Annotated in this window: 12 protein-coding genes and 1 tRNA gene; 9 read left to right on the top strand and 4 right to left on the bottom strand. The window is 63.3% G+C overall.

Annotated elements, in window-relative coordinates:
• Positions 1-130 precede the first annotated feature (130 nt).
• From QZ329_RS13000 to QZ329_RS12985, 4 genes are all read left to right on the top strand, one after another.
• Complete coding sequence (locus tag QZ329_RS13000; protein WP_295753302.1) at positions 131-484, top strand: TSUP family transporter; 354 nt, start codon at positions 131-133, stop codon at positions 482-484.
• The gene (locus tag QZ329_RS12995) at positions 481-867 is read left to right on the top strand and encodes a sulfite exporter TauE/SafE family protein (RefSeq protein WP_295753300.1); all 387 of its coding nucleotides are present in this window, start codon (positions 481-483) and stop codon (positions 865-867) included. Before QZ329_RS13000 ends, QZ329_RS12995 begins: the two co-directional genes overlap by 4 nt.
• A gap of 95 nt (positions 868-962) precedes the next feature.
• A complete protein-coding gene (locus tag QZ329_RS12990; protein WP_295753298.1) occupies positions 963-1,583 on the top strand; it encodes an HAD-IA family hydrolase in 621 nt (206 codons plus the stop codon).
• A gap of 59 nt (positions 1,584-1,642) precedes the next feature.
• On the top strand, positions 1,643-2,662 hold the full coding sequence (locus QZ329_RS12985; RefSeq protein ID WP_365352091.1) for a DegT/DnrJ/EryC1/StrS family aminotransferase: 1,020 nt from the start codon (positions 1,643-1,645) through the stop codon (positions 2,660-2,662).
• 273 nt (positions 2,663-2,935) lie between these two features.
• Here the strand turns inward: QZ329_RS12985 and QZ329_RS12980 are convergent.
• A tRNA-Gln gene (locus QZ329_RS12980) sits at positions 2,936-3,009 on the bottom strand.
• A gap of 196 nt (positions 3,010-3,205) precedes the next feature.
• Between QZ329_RS12980 and QZ329_RS12975 the strand changes: the two genes are divergently transcribed.
• Entirely contained in the window at positions 3,206-4,795 is a 1,590-nt protein-coding gene (locus tag QZ329_RS12975; protein ID WP_295753296.1) for an FAD-dependent protein, read from the top strand.
• A gap of 14 nt (positions 4,796-4,809) precedes the next feature.
• Entirely contained in the window at positions 4,810-5,781 is a 972-nt protein-coding gene (locus tag QZ329_RS12970; protein ID WP_295753293.1) for a D-2-hydroxyacid dehydrogenase, read from the top strand.
• A gap of 325 nt (positions 5,782-6,106) precedes the next feature.
• On the opposite strand, the gene QZ329_RS12965 is transcribed toward QZ329_RS12970, so the two are convergent.
• Positions 6,107-7,450, bottom strand: a complete 1,344-nt coding sequence (locus QZ329_RS12965; RefSeq protein ID WP_295753291.1) for an MATE family efflux transporter — start codon at positions 7,448-7,450, stop codon at positions 6,107-6,109.
• Between the two features lie 23 nt (positions 7,451-7,473).
• Positions 7,474-8,322 carry an AraC family transcriptional regulator gene (locus QZ329_RS12960; RefSeq protein WP_295753289.1) on the bottom strand — a complete coding sequence of 283 codons (849 nt, stop codon included), beginning with the start codon at positions 8,320-8,322 and terminating at the stop codon, positions 7,474-7,476.
• 231 nt (positions 8,323-8,553) lie between these two features.
• On the opposite strand from QZ329_RS12960, the gene thyA reads away from it, so the two are divergent.
• The 3 genes from thyA (at position 8,554) to recG (ending at position 12,055) form a co-directional block, all read left to right on the top strand.
• A complete protein-coding gene (gene thyA, locus QZ329_RS12955; RefSeq protein ID WP_295753286.1) occupies positions 8,554-9,384 on the top strand; it encodes a thymidylate synthase in 831 nt (276 codons plus the stop codon).
• A gap of 11 nt (positions 9,385-9,395) precedes the next feature.
• On the top strand, positions 9,396-9,896 hold the full coding sequence (locus tag QZ329_RS12950; RefSeq protein ID WP_295753284.1) for a dihydrofolate reductase: 501 nt from the start codon (positions 9,396-9,398) through the stop codon (positions 9,894-9,896).
• A gap of 110 nt (positions 9,897-10,006) precedes the next feature.
• The gene (recG, locus tag QZ329_RS12945) at positions 10,007-12,055 is read left to right on the top strand and encodes an ATP-dependent DNA helicase RecG (protein ID WP_295753282.1); all 2,049 of its coding nucleotides are present in this window, start codon (positions 10,007-10,009) and stop codon (positions 12,053-12,055) included.
• Positions 12,056-12,101: 46 nt separating this feature from the next.
• Here recG and QZ329_RS12940 read toward each other — a convergent pair.
• Positions 12,102-12,790, bottom strand: a 689-nt coding sequence (locus tag QZ329_RS12940; protein ID WP_295753280.1) for a DNA translocase FtsK, incomplete at its 5' end; no start/stop codon positions are given.

The following is a 12,790-nucleotide window of genomic DNA, read 5'->3' as shown; positions in this document are numbered from 1 at the left end:
CACCATTCAGGTGGGCACCCATGAGACCAACCCCACCATGGTGGAGTGCACCGACTGCCAGAGCTTCAAGCTGAAATAAACCGGCTTGCCTCCCCTTCCCGGGGAGGTACATAGGAAAGGAGGCGGCGGCATGAAGGAAAACCGGGCGGCCCGAATCGCCGGAGGCGCGGCGGGGCTGGCGAACGGACTATTCGGCGGCGGCGGGGGCATGGTGTTCCTGCCCATTCTCTCCCGCTGGGGGGAGCTGAGCCAGAGGAAGCTCTACGCCACCTGCGTGGGCGTGATCTTCCCGGTGTGTCTGGTGTCGGCGGCAGTGTACGTCTGGCGGGGAGGCGTGTCCCTTTGGACGGCGCTTCCTTACCTCGCCGGAGGACTTCTCGGCGGCTGGCTGGGCGGAAAGCTTTACGGCAGGGTCTCCACCACGGTTCTCAAGTGGCTCTTTGCCGTCTTTCTCTTTTACGCGGGGGTGAAATATCTGCTGTGACGGATTGGCTGATTCCCTTTCTCTGCGGCCTGGGGGCCAGCGTGATCTCCGCCTGGGGCGTGGGAGGCGGAACCCTTTTGCTGCTGGTGATGACCCTGTTTTTGGGGGTGGACCAGCGGACGGCCCAGGGAGTAAACCTGCTCTTCTTCCTCCCAACCGCCGCCAGCGCCCTGGTCTGCCATGCCCGGGGCGGATATCTGGACAAGCCCACGCTGAAATCCGCCGTGCCCATCGCTGTCCTCGCCGCGCTGATCGGGGCCTGGATTTCCAACGCCGTGGATGTGGAGCTGCTGCGCAAGCCCTTCGGCGTGTACCTTCTCCTCTCCGGGGCCAGCCTGATCTGGCCCCAGAAAAAGCAAAACGAACCGCAGCGCCGTCCTTAGAACAGGCGGCGCTTTTTCGCTCCCTCCTCTGGACAGCGCTTCCGGGAGCTGTTATAATGGCCGGGACATCCATTGAACACAGGGAGGAACCGCGTATGACGGGTAAAGCATTCATCTGGGACCTGGACGGCACGCTGCTGGACTCTTACGGCGTCATCGTCTCCAGTCTTTGCCAGACGCTGGAGGAGCTGGGCCTCTCCATGGACGCCGGCGAGATTCGCCGCCAGGCCACAGAGGGCTCCGTCAGCCAGGTGATTCAGCGCGCGGCGGCAGAGACCGGCCGGACCTTTCCGGACATCAAACGCCGCTATTCCGAAATCAGCGGCGCACGGTATCCGGAGATCGCCGCCATGCCCCACGCCCGGGAGGCTCTGGAGGCCGCCGCCGCCCTGGGCGCGGTCCACTTTGTCTACACCCACCGGGGCAGCACCACGGCTCCGGTTCTGAAGCATCTGGGGCTGGACCGCTTTTTTCGGGAGGTGGTCTCCAGTCTCAACGGCTTTCCCCGGAAGCCCGCCCCCGACGCCCTGCTCTATCTGATGGAAGCCCACGGCCTGGAGCGGGACCGGGTCTATTATGTGGGGGACCGGACGCTGGATGTGGACTGCGCCGCAAACGCAGGGGTCACAAGCGTTCTCTATGCCCCCTCCGGAGCCGGGACGGCGAACCGTGTAATGCGGGATTTGCTGGACATCCGGGCCATCGCGGCGGAATGAAAGGCGGGCGGACCTCCCCGGAGGTCCGTCCGCCGCAGCGTGTCAAAAAACGCAGAAGATTGACGCAGCGGGAAGGATCGGTATGGCTGATCGAAGACAACTGCGATGCTTTGGGAGCGGAATATTACCTGGACGGCGTTTGGCGCAAGACAGGAACGATTGGGGATATCGGCACATCCAGTTTTTATCCGGCCCATCATATCACCATGGGCGAGGGCGGCGCGATCTATACCAGCAACCCATTGCTCCATAAGATTATACGTTCCCTGCGGGATTGGGGCCGGGACTGTGTTTGTTCCGGCGGAGAGGATAATAAATGCGGCCATCGGTTCACCGGCCAGTTTGGGACGCTCCCGGTGGGGTATGACCATAAGTATGTGTATTCTCATCTGGGCTTTAACCTGAAAGCCACTGATTTGCAAGCGGCAATCGGCACGGCGCAGTTGAAAAAGTTAAGCGCGTTTGTTTCTAAGCGCCAGGAAAACTGGACCTATCTGCGAATGTGTTTATCACCGCTGGAACGATACCTGATGTTGCCTGAAAGTGAACCGAACACAAGACCAAGTTGGTTTGGGTTCCTCATTACTGTGCAGGAAGACAGTCCCGTATCCCGGAATGAGTTGGTATCCTATCTGGAGGAGCATAATATCCAGACCCGTCCCCTGTTTGCGGGAAACCTGACCCGGCACCCCTGTTTCCAAGCGTTGGAAAGAGATGTGGAATATCGAGTATTTGGAGATTTAGATGTGACAGATCAAGTGATGAGCCAGAGTTTCTGGGTAGGCGTGTACCCCGGAATGGAACCGGCAATGCTAAACGAAATTGCGCAGAGGATAAAAGAAAAGTTTTCAGCAAGCACTGATCAAATCAGCGTGTGCCGATGGGCGGAAAACTTTCTGTCAAGGGGCATACAGCCGAAGCGTATTCACGGAGCAGGCCATTTGTTCGCCGTGTGTGAAGCCTTCGAAGGAAACGCTCTCCTGACTGTCTTCGCTTCTGCAAGGAACCCGGCTGCTTTTCGTCAGGTGTGGATACTTCCGCAAAAGCGTTTCCTGGCCGAGTACAACCGGGACCCCTGAAATGCTGGACTTGTTGCGGGAAGCCGTCAGCATTGGGGCGCGCGGCGAGGCACGGCGCCACAAGCATATGCTTTGTCGCCGGTCTATGAGCCTCCAGGGGCATAAGCGGCTGGACCGGCACGAAAGCGGCAAAGGCCGGGCGCACTGCATCAAGCTGCAAAACTACCGCCAGATACCACAATTTGCCTCGTTTTTACCAGTATAAAACATTCTATAAGCGCAGAAAAAACTGCCGAAACCATTGGATTACAATGATTTCGGCAGTTTTTTGTTTGGCAGCGGGTGAAGGATTCGAACCCTCACATACAGAGTCAGAGTCTGCTGTGCTACCTTTACACAAACCCGCTGTATTGCCGGTGAACAGCTATCATTATACTAAAAAATGCTCTTTTGTCAAGAGGGTTTTCAAATTTTTTTCCAAATTTCTTTTCCGCCTCTTTCTGCCGCAAAAATGGAATGGCCTCTTTCCTTTGAGATGAAAACTGTGCTATAATGAAAATCGCAATTTTTTAAAACATGAAATTTGAAAAAGGAGGGAAACCCATGCTGAAACTGGAAGGCGTCCGCCTGGCTCCCGGCGGCGGGACGGCGGAGCTGGCCGCGCAGGCCGCCGGGCTGCTGCGGGTCAAAAAAGAGGACATTCGTTCCCTCCGGGTTCTGCGCCGGAGCATCGACGCCCGGGAGGATGTGACGTTGGTTTACACCCTGGCGGTGGAGCTGGACGGCGAGGCCGCTGTGCTCCGGCGCTGCCGGGGGCGGAAGGTCAGCCGCCTGGAGCCGGGGCCGGTCTACCGCCTCCCGCCTCCCAGGCCGGCGGCGCTGCCGCCGGTGGTGGTTGGAGCGGGACCGGCGGGACTCTTCGCCGCGCTGGTGCTGGCCAGGGCGGGCCAGCGGCCCATTCTGCTGGAGCGGGGCCGCCCGGTGGAGAGGCGCCGGGCCGACGTGGAGCGCTTCTGGTCCTCCGGCGAGCTGGATGCGGAGTCCAACGTTCAGTTCGGCGAGGGAGGCGCGGGGGCTTTCTCCGACGGAAAGCTGAACACCGGGACCCGGGACCCCCGGCACCGCTTTATCCTGGAACAATTGGTGTCCTGCGGCGCGCCGGAGGACATCCTCGCCGACGCCAAGCCCCATGTGGGCACCGACTACCTTCACACCGTCCTCCGGAATTTCCGCCGGGAGCTGGAGGTCCTGGGGGTGGATATCCGTTTTGAGACCCGGCTGACGGACCTCCAGATACAAGACGGGATTCTGACGGAGATCGAGACCGCCGGGCCGGAGGGAACCCGACGGCTTCCCTGCGCGCAGCTGATTCTCTGCCCCGGACACTCCGCCCGGGACACCTTCGCGATGCTTCACGCCAGAGGCGTCCCTCTGGAGGCCAAGCCCTTTGCTGTGGGCCTGCGCATCGAGCACCGCCAGGCGGACTGTGACGCCGTCCAGTACCGCCGTTACGCCGGTCACCCGGGCCTGCCGGCCTCCACCTATAAGCTCTCCTGCCATCTTCCCGGCGGGCGGGGCGTGTTCTCCTTCTGCGTCTGCCCCGGCGGGGAGGTGGTGGCCGCCGCGTCGGAGACCGGACGGGTGGTGACCAACGGCATGAGCGAGTATGCCAGAGACCGGGAGAACATCAACGGCGCGATTCTGGTGAGCGTCACACCGGAGGACTTCGGCCAGGACGCCTCCCCCCTGGCGGGAATCGCCTTCCAGCGCCAACTGGAGGAGGAGGCCTACGCCCTGGGGGGCGGCGGATACCGGGCCCCCGCCCAGCGGGTGGAGGACTTTCTGGCCCGCCGGCCCTCCGCGGGGCCGGGGAGGGTCCTGCCCAGTTATCGCCCCGGCGTCACCTGGACGGACCTGCACCGCTGCCTGCCCCCCTTCGCGGCGGAGGCGCTGGAGGAGGCCCTGCCCATCCTGGGGCGGAAGCTCCGGGGCTATGACAGCCCCGACGCCGTTCTCACCGCTGTGGAAAGCCGCAGCTCCTCTCCCGTCCGGATTCTTCGGAACGGGGACTGCCAGTCCCAAATTCGGGGCCTGTACCCCTGCGGCGAGGGGGCGGGCTATGCCGGGGGCATTCTCTCCGCCGCCGCCGACGGCATGCGCTGCGCCGAGGCGGCGCTGCATCATCAACCTTAAGGAGGCCATCCGCTATGAAAAATCTCTGCGTCTACCAGGAGTTTCTGACAGAGGCCCACCGGGACCAAATCCGCCAGGCGGCGGAGGAGGCGGGCTTCATCCCCCATTTTTTCACCCTGGACCGGTTTGAGGAGGCCAGGACCTGTCTCCAGGATTGCGAGGTGCTCTACGCCCACTCCATAGACCTGCTCCGGGCGGCTCCGGCGTCGCTGAAGTGGTACTGCTGCTCTTACGCTGGGGTGGACCCTTACTGCAAGGACCCCGCCGTCTTCGCGAATCCGGACTGCATGCTCACCAACTCCAACTGCTATGGCGTCACCATTGCCGAGCATGTGGTGATGGTGCTGCTGATGCTCCTCCGGCGGATGCCGGAATACGGGGAGATTGTCCAAAAGCGGAGCTGGAGCAACCAGCTGCCTATCCGCTCCATTCGGGACAACTCCTTTACCATCCTGGGCCTGGGGGACATCGGATGCCATGTGGCGGAGCGCCTGCGGGGCATGGGCACCGCCCGGATCACCGGCCTCAGCCGCAGCGGCGGGGCCCGGGAGCCGGTCTATGACGAGGTGCTGCCCATCTCCGCTCTGGACGAGGTGCTGCCCCGGACGGAAAATCTCATCATGGCCCTTCCCGGCACGCCGGAGACCCGCCATATCCTGGACCGCCGGCGCATCGCCCTTTTGCCCCTGGGCGCTTTTGTGGTGAACGTGGGCCGGGGCACCGCCATTGAGCAGGAGCCCCTGATCGAGGCCCTGAACGCCGGAACCCTGGGCGGGGCGGCTCTGGACGTGATGGACCCGGAACCCCTGCCGCCGGACCATCCCCTCTGGACGGCCCGGAACCTCATCCTCACGCCCCATGTCTCGGGGAATATGACCCTGGGCTACACCTGCGACCGGAACGTGGAGCTGTTCTGCCGGGACCTTCGGAACTACGGAGCCGGGCGGCCCTTACAGGGTCTGGTGGACCGGACGAGAGGGTACTGAGAGCCGGGCGTCCCCGAAAGGGCGGCGCAATGAGTCAAATATACGGCATGATGTTTCCAACCTATAGCAATCCTCAAAAATAATGACAGCAAAGGAGGCGGATCCAGGCGGTACAGCACAAGGATGACGACGCAGGCGGGCTGACGCCCGTCAAGGAGGAAGACGCGGTGATGTGCTGCCTATATCTGCCGAACTGCTGTCAGCATTTCTGAGGATTGCTATATAAAATAAGGGCAGTCAGGCTGCAAAGCCTGACTGCCAATGGATGCTCTCCTATGTTTTCAGCATAGCATGCGCGGCCTGGACCGTCGAACGGAAGACTGCCTTACAGAGCCATCTCCTCCCACTTATGCCCGCGGAACCGGGGGACGAAGAAAGAGATGCGCAGAATCCAGTCCGTGAACATGGCCATCCAGATGCCCACCACGCCGAAGCCCAGGAACCGCCCCAGCAGAATGCCGAAGCCCACCCGCATGGTCCACATGGAGACGGAGGAGACCAGCATGGTGAATCTCGTGTCCCCGGCGGCCCGGAGGGCCTGGGGCAGGGTGAAGGACAGGGGCCAGATCAGTATGCCCATGAAGCCATGGAGCCAGACGATCTGCCGGGCGTAGGTCTCCGCCTCCGCCGAGACGTTGTACAGCCGGAGCAGCAGGGGCATGGAGAGGTAGACCAGGAGGATGGAGAGGCTCATGAAAAGATAGGTCATCTTCAGGAGCTTTTTCGTGTAAAACCGGGCCCTTTCATAGTCCCCGGCCCCCACGCACTGGGACACCACCGTTACAATGCCCAGGCCCAGGGCGTTGCCCGCCACGCATTGGAAGGTGGCGAAGGTGTTGCCGATGGCGTTGGCGGCCACGGAGGCGGTGCCCAGCACGGAGACCGTGGAGAGCAGGAGAATTTTGCCCAGCTGGAACATGCTGCTCTCCAGCCCGTTGGTGACGCCGAAGCGGAGAATGTTTTTCACCACATAGCGGTCGTGCCGGAGGCGGAGCTTCTCCACCCGAAGGGGAAGCCCCGGCCGGCGGAGCAGAACCAGCATGGCCCCGGCGGCAAAGGCCCGGGAGACCAGGGTGGGAATGGCCACGCCCTCCACGCCCATGCGGAGGCCGAAGATCAAAAGGGCGTTGCCTGCGCCGTTGATGAGATTCATCACCAGGGACACCCACATGGAGATTTTGGAGTTGCCCATCACCCGGAACAGGGCTGCCCCGGCGCTGTAAATGGCCAGGAAGGGCGTGGAGGACTCCACGATCATATAGTATGTGTTGGCGTAGGCCGACACGTCCGCCTCCACCTGGCCGAAGACCACGTTCAGCACGAAGCCCTTCCCCAGGTAGAAGAGCACCATGATGACCAAAGCGGCCTCCGCCATGAACAGCAGCAGCTGTTCGCCGGAGTGTCCGGCCTTATCCCGCTCCCCGCGGCCCAGGTACTGCCCGGCGATGGCCGCGCCGCCGGTGGCCAGGGCGGAAAAAGCGTTTACCAGCAGCACGTTCACCGTGTCCACCAGGGACACGGCGGAGATGGCGGCCTCCCCCACCTGGGAGACCATCACCGAGTCCAGCAGTCCCACGGTGATGGCCAGCAGCTGTTCGATGACCAGAGGGACAATGAGCCGCCGCAGGTCCTGGTTTGAAAAATCAATTTGTATCGGTTTGGGTTCCATGGCTCCCCCTTGTAAGCTGTGCGTTATCGAAATTCTCTCGGGTTCATGTGGAAGGTATTCCGGAAGGCCCGGAGGAAGGTGGAATACTCCGAAAAGCCCACCTGTTCCGCCGCCTTCATCACCGGCGTTCCGGCCCGGATCAGCTCCCCCGCCCGAAGCAGCCGCTTGTGGCTGATATACTGATGAATGGTGTAGCCGGTGACGGCCTTGAAGCGGTGCATCAGATAGTACCGGCTGAGGTAAAAGCGCCGCGCCAGCGTGTCCACGGTCAAATCCCCGTCCAGATTGGCGGCGATGTGGCGCAGAATCTCCTCGATCTTAGGGTCCGCCCGGTAGCTGTCCCGCTCCTCCTGGGCGGTGCGGTCCCGGAGGATGTCCCGGTTCACGCCAATCAGAAGCTGCTGGCAGAGGGTGTCCGCCAACCGGGCGGCGCCGAACTCGGTGGAGTGCAGGGCCTCCTCCAGCCGCTGAATGGTCCCCATGTATTGAAGCCTCCGCTCGCCGGGGGCCCGCAGAAGGTGAAAGCCCCGGCGGCGGGCGGCGTCAAAGCAGGCGTCCAGCGGCTCGCCCGGGTCGCTTCGGGCGGCCAGCCAGTCCCGGCCCAGCCAGATGACGATGCGCTCATAGGGCTGCGCCGGGTCGATGATGGGGCGGTGAATCAGGTTGTGCTGGACCAGCAGAATGTCCCAGGGCTGGAGAAAATAGGTGACGCCCTCCACCAGGTAGGCCACCTTGCCGTTGAGAAACAGGATGAGCTTGTCGAATTCGTGGTAGTGATAGTCCAGCTTCTGGGCCCGGCTGTCCTTCAGGTGGAAGAGGCGGAAATCCTCGTTCAAATATCCCCGCTTTCCCGCGCTTCCATAGATGGGCACAGCAATCTCCCCCCCTCCCGGCGGTACTTGCGCCCTCATCTTAGCGCACTTTTTGCGAATTCACAACCCAAATATCCAACAAACCTTGGAAAAGAATTTTTTGATCTTTGGAGGATGCGGCAAAAACGCGGCTCCGGATTCTGAAAAATTTGGGCACACGAGTTCCCGGAAATTTGCTATAGTAAGGGCAGAAACATTCCAACGCGCGGACGGGAACAGGAGGCTGCCGCTATGAGCCGTGCTGACCAGCTGTTTATCGAAAACTGCCGGGAGATTTTGACCTCCGGCGTCTGGGATACGGACCGGGAGGTCCGTCCCCGGTGGGAGGACGGAAGTCCCGCCCACACGGTGAAGAAATTCGGCATTGTGAACCGCTATGATCTCCGAGAGGAATTTCCCCTGCTTACCCTCCGCCGGACCTATTGGAAGACGGCGGTGAAGGAGCTTTTGTGGATCTGGCAGAAGAAGTCCAACAACATCCGGGACCTGGACGCCCATATCTGGGACCAGTGGGCGGATGAGAGCGGGTCCATCGGCAAGGCCTACGGTTATCAGCTGGGGGTAAAGCACCGCTACCCCGAGGGGGAGATGGACCAGGTGGACCGGGTGCTCCATGATCTGCGGCACAACCCCGCCTCCCGCCGCATTCTGACCAACATCTACAACTTTCAGGACCTCCATGAGATGAACCTCTACCCCTGTGCCTACTCCATGACCTTCAACGTCTCCGGCCAGGTGCTGAACGCCGTCTTGAACCAGCGCAGTCAGGATATGCTGACGGCCAACAATTGGAACGTGGCGCAGTACGCCGTGCTGGTTCACATGTTTGCCCAGGTCTCCGGCCTGGTTCCCGGCGAGCTGATCCACGTCATCGCCGACGCCCACATTTACGACCGGCATGTGCCCCTGGTGGAAAAGCTGCTGGAGCGGACCCCCGGTCCGGCGGCCCGGCTGGCGGTGGACCCCGGCGTCACGGATTTTTACAGCTTCACCGTGGACAGCTTCCACGTGGAGAATTACGCGCCCGCGCCCTTTGCGGATAAAATTCCCGTTGCTGTATGAGGTGAACGAATATGAATGCTATTGTTGTCGCGGATCAGCGCTGGGCCATCGGCCGTAACGGCGGATTGCTCTTCTCCCTTCCCACGGACATGCGGCGCTTCCGTACCCTGACCACGGGGGGCACCGTCATCATGGGCCATTTGACCCTGAACTCCTTCCCGGAGGGCAAACCCCTGCCCGACCGGCGGAACATCGTCATCACCCGCCAGTCCGATTCCCTGCCCGAGGGCGTGGAGGCTGCCTCCTCCCCGGAAAAGGCCCTGACCCTGGCCGGCGGGACGGAGGCGGAAAACCTTTGGATCATCGGCGGCGGCAGCATATACGCCGCCTTGCTCTCCCGGTGCGCCCGGGTGTACCTTACCCGGGTGGAGACCCGGGTACAGGAGTCGGACACTTTTTTCCCCAATCTGGATAAACTGCCCAACTGGGAGGTGGAGTCCGCCGGGGAGCTGATGGAGGAGAACGGCCTGAAGTTCCGCTTCATCGAATACATCAACACCAAGCTGGCCTGAGGGCCGCGGGGGGGGGGGACTTTGGGGCGCGCCCCAAAGTCCCTTGTTTTTCCCCTGGGGACGGATTATAATCAGGGGGAAGAACCCTGCGCGGGAGAGGAGGAGCCCCCATGGCGGACCTGAAGACGGACGTGCGGTATATCAAGGGCATCGGCGAGCAGCGGGCCAAGGCCCTGGGGAAGCTGGGCATTCACACCCTGCGGGACCTGATCGGCTGGTTTCCCAGGCGCTACGAGGACCGCACCGAGACCCGCCGCATCGCGGAGCTGGTCCCCGGCGAGAGCGCCTGCGTGGCCGCCATGGTGGCCGCGCCGCCGGCGGTCTCCCACATCCGCAGGGGCATGGACCTGGTGAAGGTCCGGGCGGTGGACGAGACCGGCGTGCTGGACGTGACCTTCTTCAATCAGTCCTGGCTGAAAAACAGCCTCCGGGAGGGGGAGACCTATATCTTCTGCGGCAGGGTGGAGGGAACCCCCCGCCGCCCCCGGATGGCCGCCCCCATTGTGGAGCCGGAGGGCCGGCGGGAGGCCACGGGCCGCATCGTCCCCGTCTATCCCCTCACCGCCGGGGTGAGCCAGCTGGTTCTCTCCCGGTCCGTCCGCCAGGGGCTGGACGCCTGCGCGGACATCCTGCCCGACGCGCTGCCGGACGAAATCCGGCGGGAGCATCAGCTCTGCCGCATCGGGTACGCCTATGAGAACATCCATTTCCCCGAGAGCGCCGAGGCCCTGGACCTGGCCCGGCGGCGTCTGGCCTTTGAGGAGCTGTTTCTGTTCACCCTGGGTCTCCGGCGGCTGCGGCAGCGGCGGGAGACGGCGGAGGTGGAGCCCTTTCGCCCCGTGGATATGGAGAAATTTTACCGCGCCCTGCCCTTCGCCCTGACGGAGGCCCAGCGGCGCTGTGTGGACGAGGCTCTGGGGGATATGGTCTCCGGCAGGCCTATGAACCGCCTCTGCCAGGGGGACGTGGGCAGCGGCAAGACCATGGTGGCCGCCGCCTGTGTGTACTTCTGCGCGAAGAACGGCCGCCAGGCCGCCCTGATGGCCCCCACGGAAATCCTGGCCCGGCAGCACTACGAGGGCCTCTCCCCCCTGATGGAGGCCCTGGGCGTCCGGTGCGCCCTGCTCACCGGGGCCACCCCGGCGAAGGAGAAGCGAATCCTTGCGGCGAAGCTGGCGGCGGGGGAGATTGACTTCACCGTGGGGACCCACGCCTTGATTGCCGGCGGCGTGGAGTACGCCGGGCTGGGTTTGGTGGTGACGGACGAACAGCACCGCTTCGGCGTGGGCCAGCGAGCGGCGCTGGCGGGGAAGGGGGACCACCCCCATACCCTGGTCATGTCCGCCACTCCCATTCCCCGGACGCTGGCGCTGATCCTGTACGGGGACCTGGACGTCTCCGTCATCGACCAGCTGCCCCCGGGGCGGCGGCCTGTCCAGACCTCTCTGGTGAGCAGCAGCTACCATCCCCGCATCTACAAGTTCCTTCGAAAGCTGGTGGAAGAGGGACGGCAGGTCTACATTGTCTGCCCCCAGGTTTCCGAGAGCGAGGAGGCCGGGGACGACCGGAAGGCCGTGACGGAGTATGCCGCGCAGCTGGAGCGGGAGGTCTTTCCGGATTTGCGGATCGCCGCTGTCCACGGGAAGATGAAGCCCTGGGAGAAGGAAGCCGTCATGAGCGCCTTCGCCGCCCGGGAGACGGATATTCTGGTGTCCACCACCGTCATAGAGGTGGGGGTGGACGTGCCCAACGCCGCCGTCATGGTGGTGGAGAACGCGGAGCGCTTTGGCCTCAGCCAGCTCCACCAGCTCCGGGGCCGGGTGGGCCGGGGAAGCTGGCAGTCTTACTGCGTGCTGATTTCCGACAACCGGAATGAGGAGACCCGGCAGCGGCTGAAGGTCATGACCAGAACCTGCGACGGCTTTCAAATTGCCGAGGAGGACCTGCGCCTCCGGGGGCCGGGGGATTTCTTCGGCCAGCGGCAGCATGGACTGCCGGGTCTGCGGGTGGCGGACATCGGCTGTGATACGCAGCTTCTGCGGGAGGCGCAGGGGGCGGCGGAGGCCCTTCTGGCCCGGGACCCGGAGCTGAAAAGCTGCCCCGCCACGGCGGAGCGGATGGAAGAGCTCTTTGCGGAGGCGGCGGATACGCTGAATTAGACAAAAACGCGCCTGGGAGGAAACGGCCCTCCCAGGCGCGTATGGCTTATTCTGCGGTTTCCGGCGGCGGCTCCGGCGGGTCTCCGCCGCCCATCTTGATCTCCTGCCACTTCTCCTTGGTAATCAGCAGCTGCCGGGGCTTGGACCCCTCGAAGGGCCCCACATAGCCCCGCTCCTCCAGCTGGTCCACCAGCCGGGCGGCCCGGGAGTAGCCCAGCTTCAAACGCCGCTGGAGCATGGAGGTGGAGGCCTGTCCCGTCTCCAGAATGACCTCCACGGCGGCGGGGAGCAGCTCGTCGCTCTCCTGCTCCTCCGGCTCGGCGGCGGGCTTGGCGCCCTTGCCGCCCTTTTCCTGGACGGATTCCTCAATCTTGGCGATGACGTCGTCGTCGTACTGGGCCTCGCCAGTCTGCTTGACGAAGGACACCACCCGGTCGATTTCCTCCGGGGTGATGAAGCAGCCCTGGACCCGGGTGGGCTTCCCGGCTCCCAGAGGGGCGTAGAGCATGTCGCCCCGGCCCACCAGCTTCTCCGCGCCGCCGTTGTCCAGAATGATCCGGGACTCCATGGAGGAGGCCACGGCAAAGGCGATGCGGCTGGGGATGTTGGCCTTCATGAGGCCGGTGATTACGTCGGCGGAGGGCCGCTGGGTGGCGATGACCAGGTGCATTCCGGCGGCGCGGCCCATCTGGGCCACCCGGCAGATGGACTCCTCCACCTCCTTGGCGGCCACCA

This window comes from uncultured Oscillibacter sp., assembly GCF_910579365.1.
Lineage (GTDB): Bacteria > Bacillota > Clostridia > Oscillospirales > Oscillospiraceae > Oscillibacter.
Note: the sequence above shows the minus strand (reverse complement) of the source record. Positions and strands in the feature narration are given on the sequence as shown.

What these genes read in the sequence shown, in the direction of transcription:
- QZ329_RS12975 (WP_295753296.1), top strand. Translation starts at nt 3,206, where the DNA reads ATGCTGAAACTGGAAGGCGTCCGCCTGGCTCCCGGCGGCGGGACGGCG.
- recG (WP_295753282.1), top strand. Translation starts at nt 10,007, where the DNA reads ATGGCGGACCTGAAGACGGACGTGCGGTATATCAAGGGCATCGGCGAG.
- QZ329_RS12950 (WP_295753284.1), top strand. Translation starts at nt 9,396, where the DNA reads ATGAATGCTATTGTTGTCGCGGATCAGCGCTGGGCCATCGGCCGTAAC.
- QZ329_RS12965 (WP_295753291.1), bottom strand. Translation starts at nt 7,450, where the DNA reads ATGGAACCCAAACCGATACAAATTGATTTTTCAAACCAGGACCTGCGG.
- QZ329_RS13000 (WP_295753302.1), top strand. Translation starts at nt 131, where the DNA reads ATGAAGGAAAACCGGGCGGCCCGAATCGCCGGAGGCGCGGCGGGGCTG.
- QZ329_RS12970 (WP_295753293.1), top strand. Translation starts at nt 4,810, where the DNA reads ATGAAAAATCTCTGCGTCTACCAGGAGTTTCTGACAGAGGCCCACCGG.
- thyA (WP_295753286.1), top strand. Translation starts at nt 8,554, where the DNA reads ATGAGCCGTGCTGACCAGCTGTTTATCGAAAACTGCCGGGAGATTTTG.
- QZ329_RS12990 (WP_295753298.1), top strand. Translation starts at nt 963, where the DNA reads ATGACGGGTAAAGCATTCATCTGGGACCTGGACGGCACGCTGCTGGAC.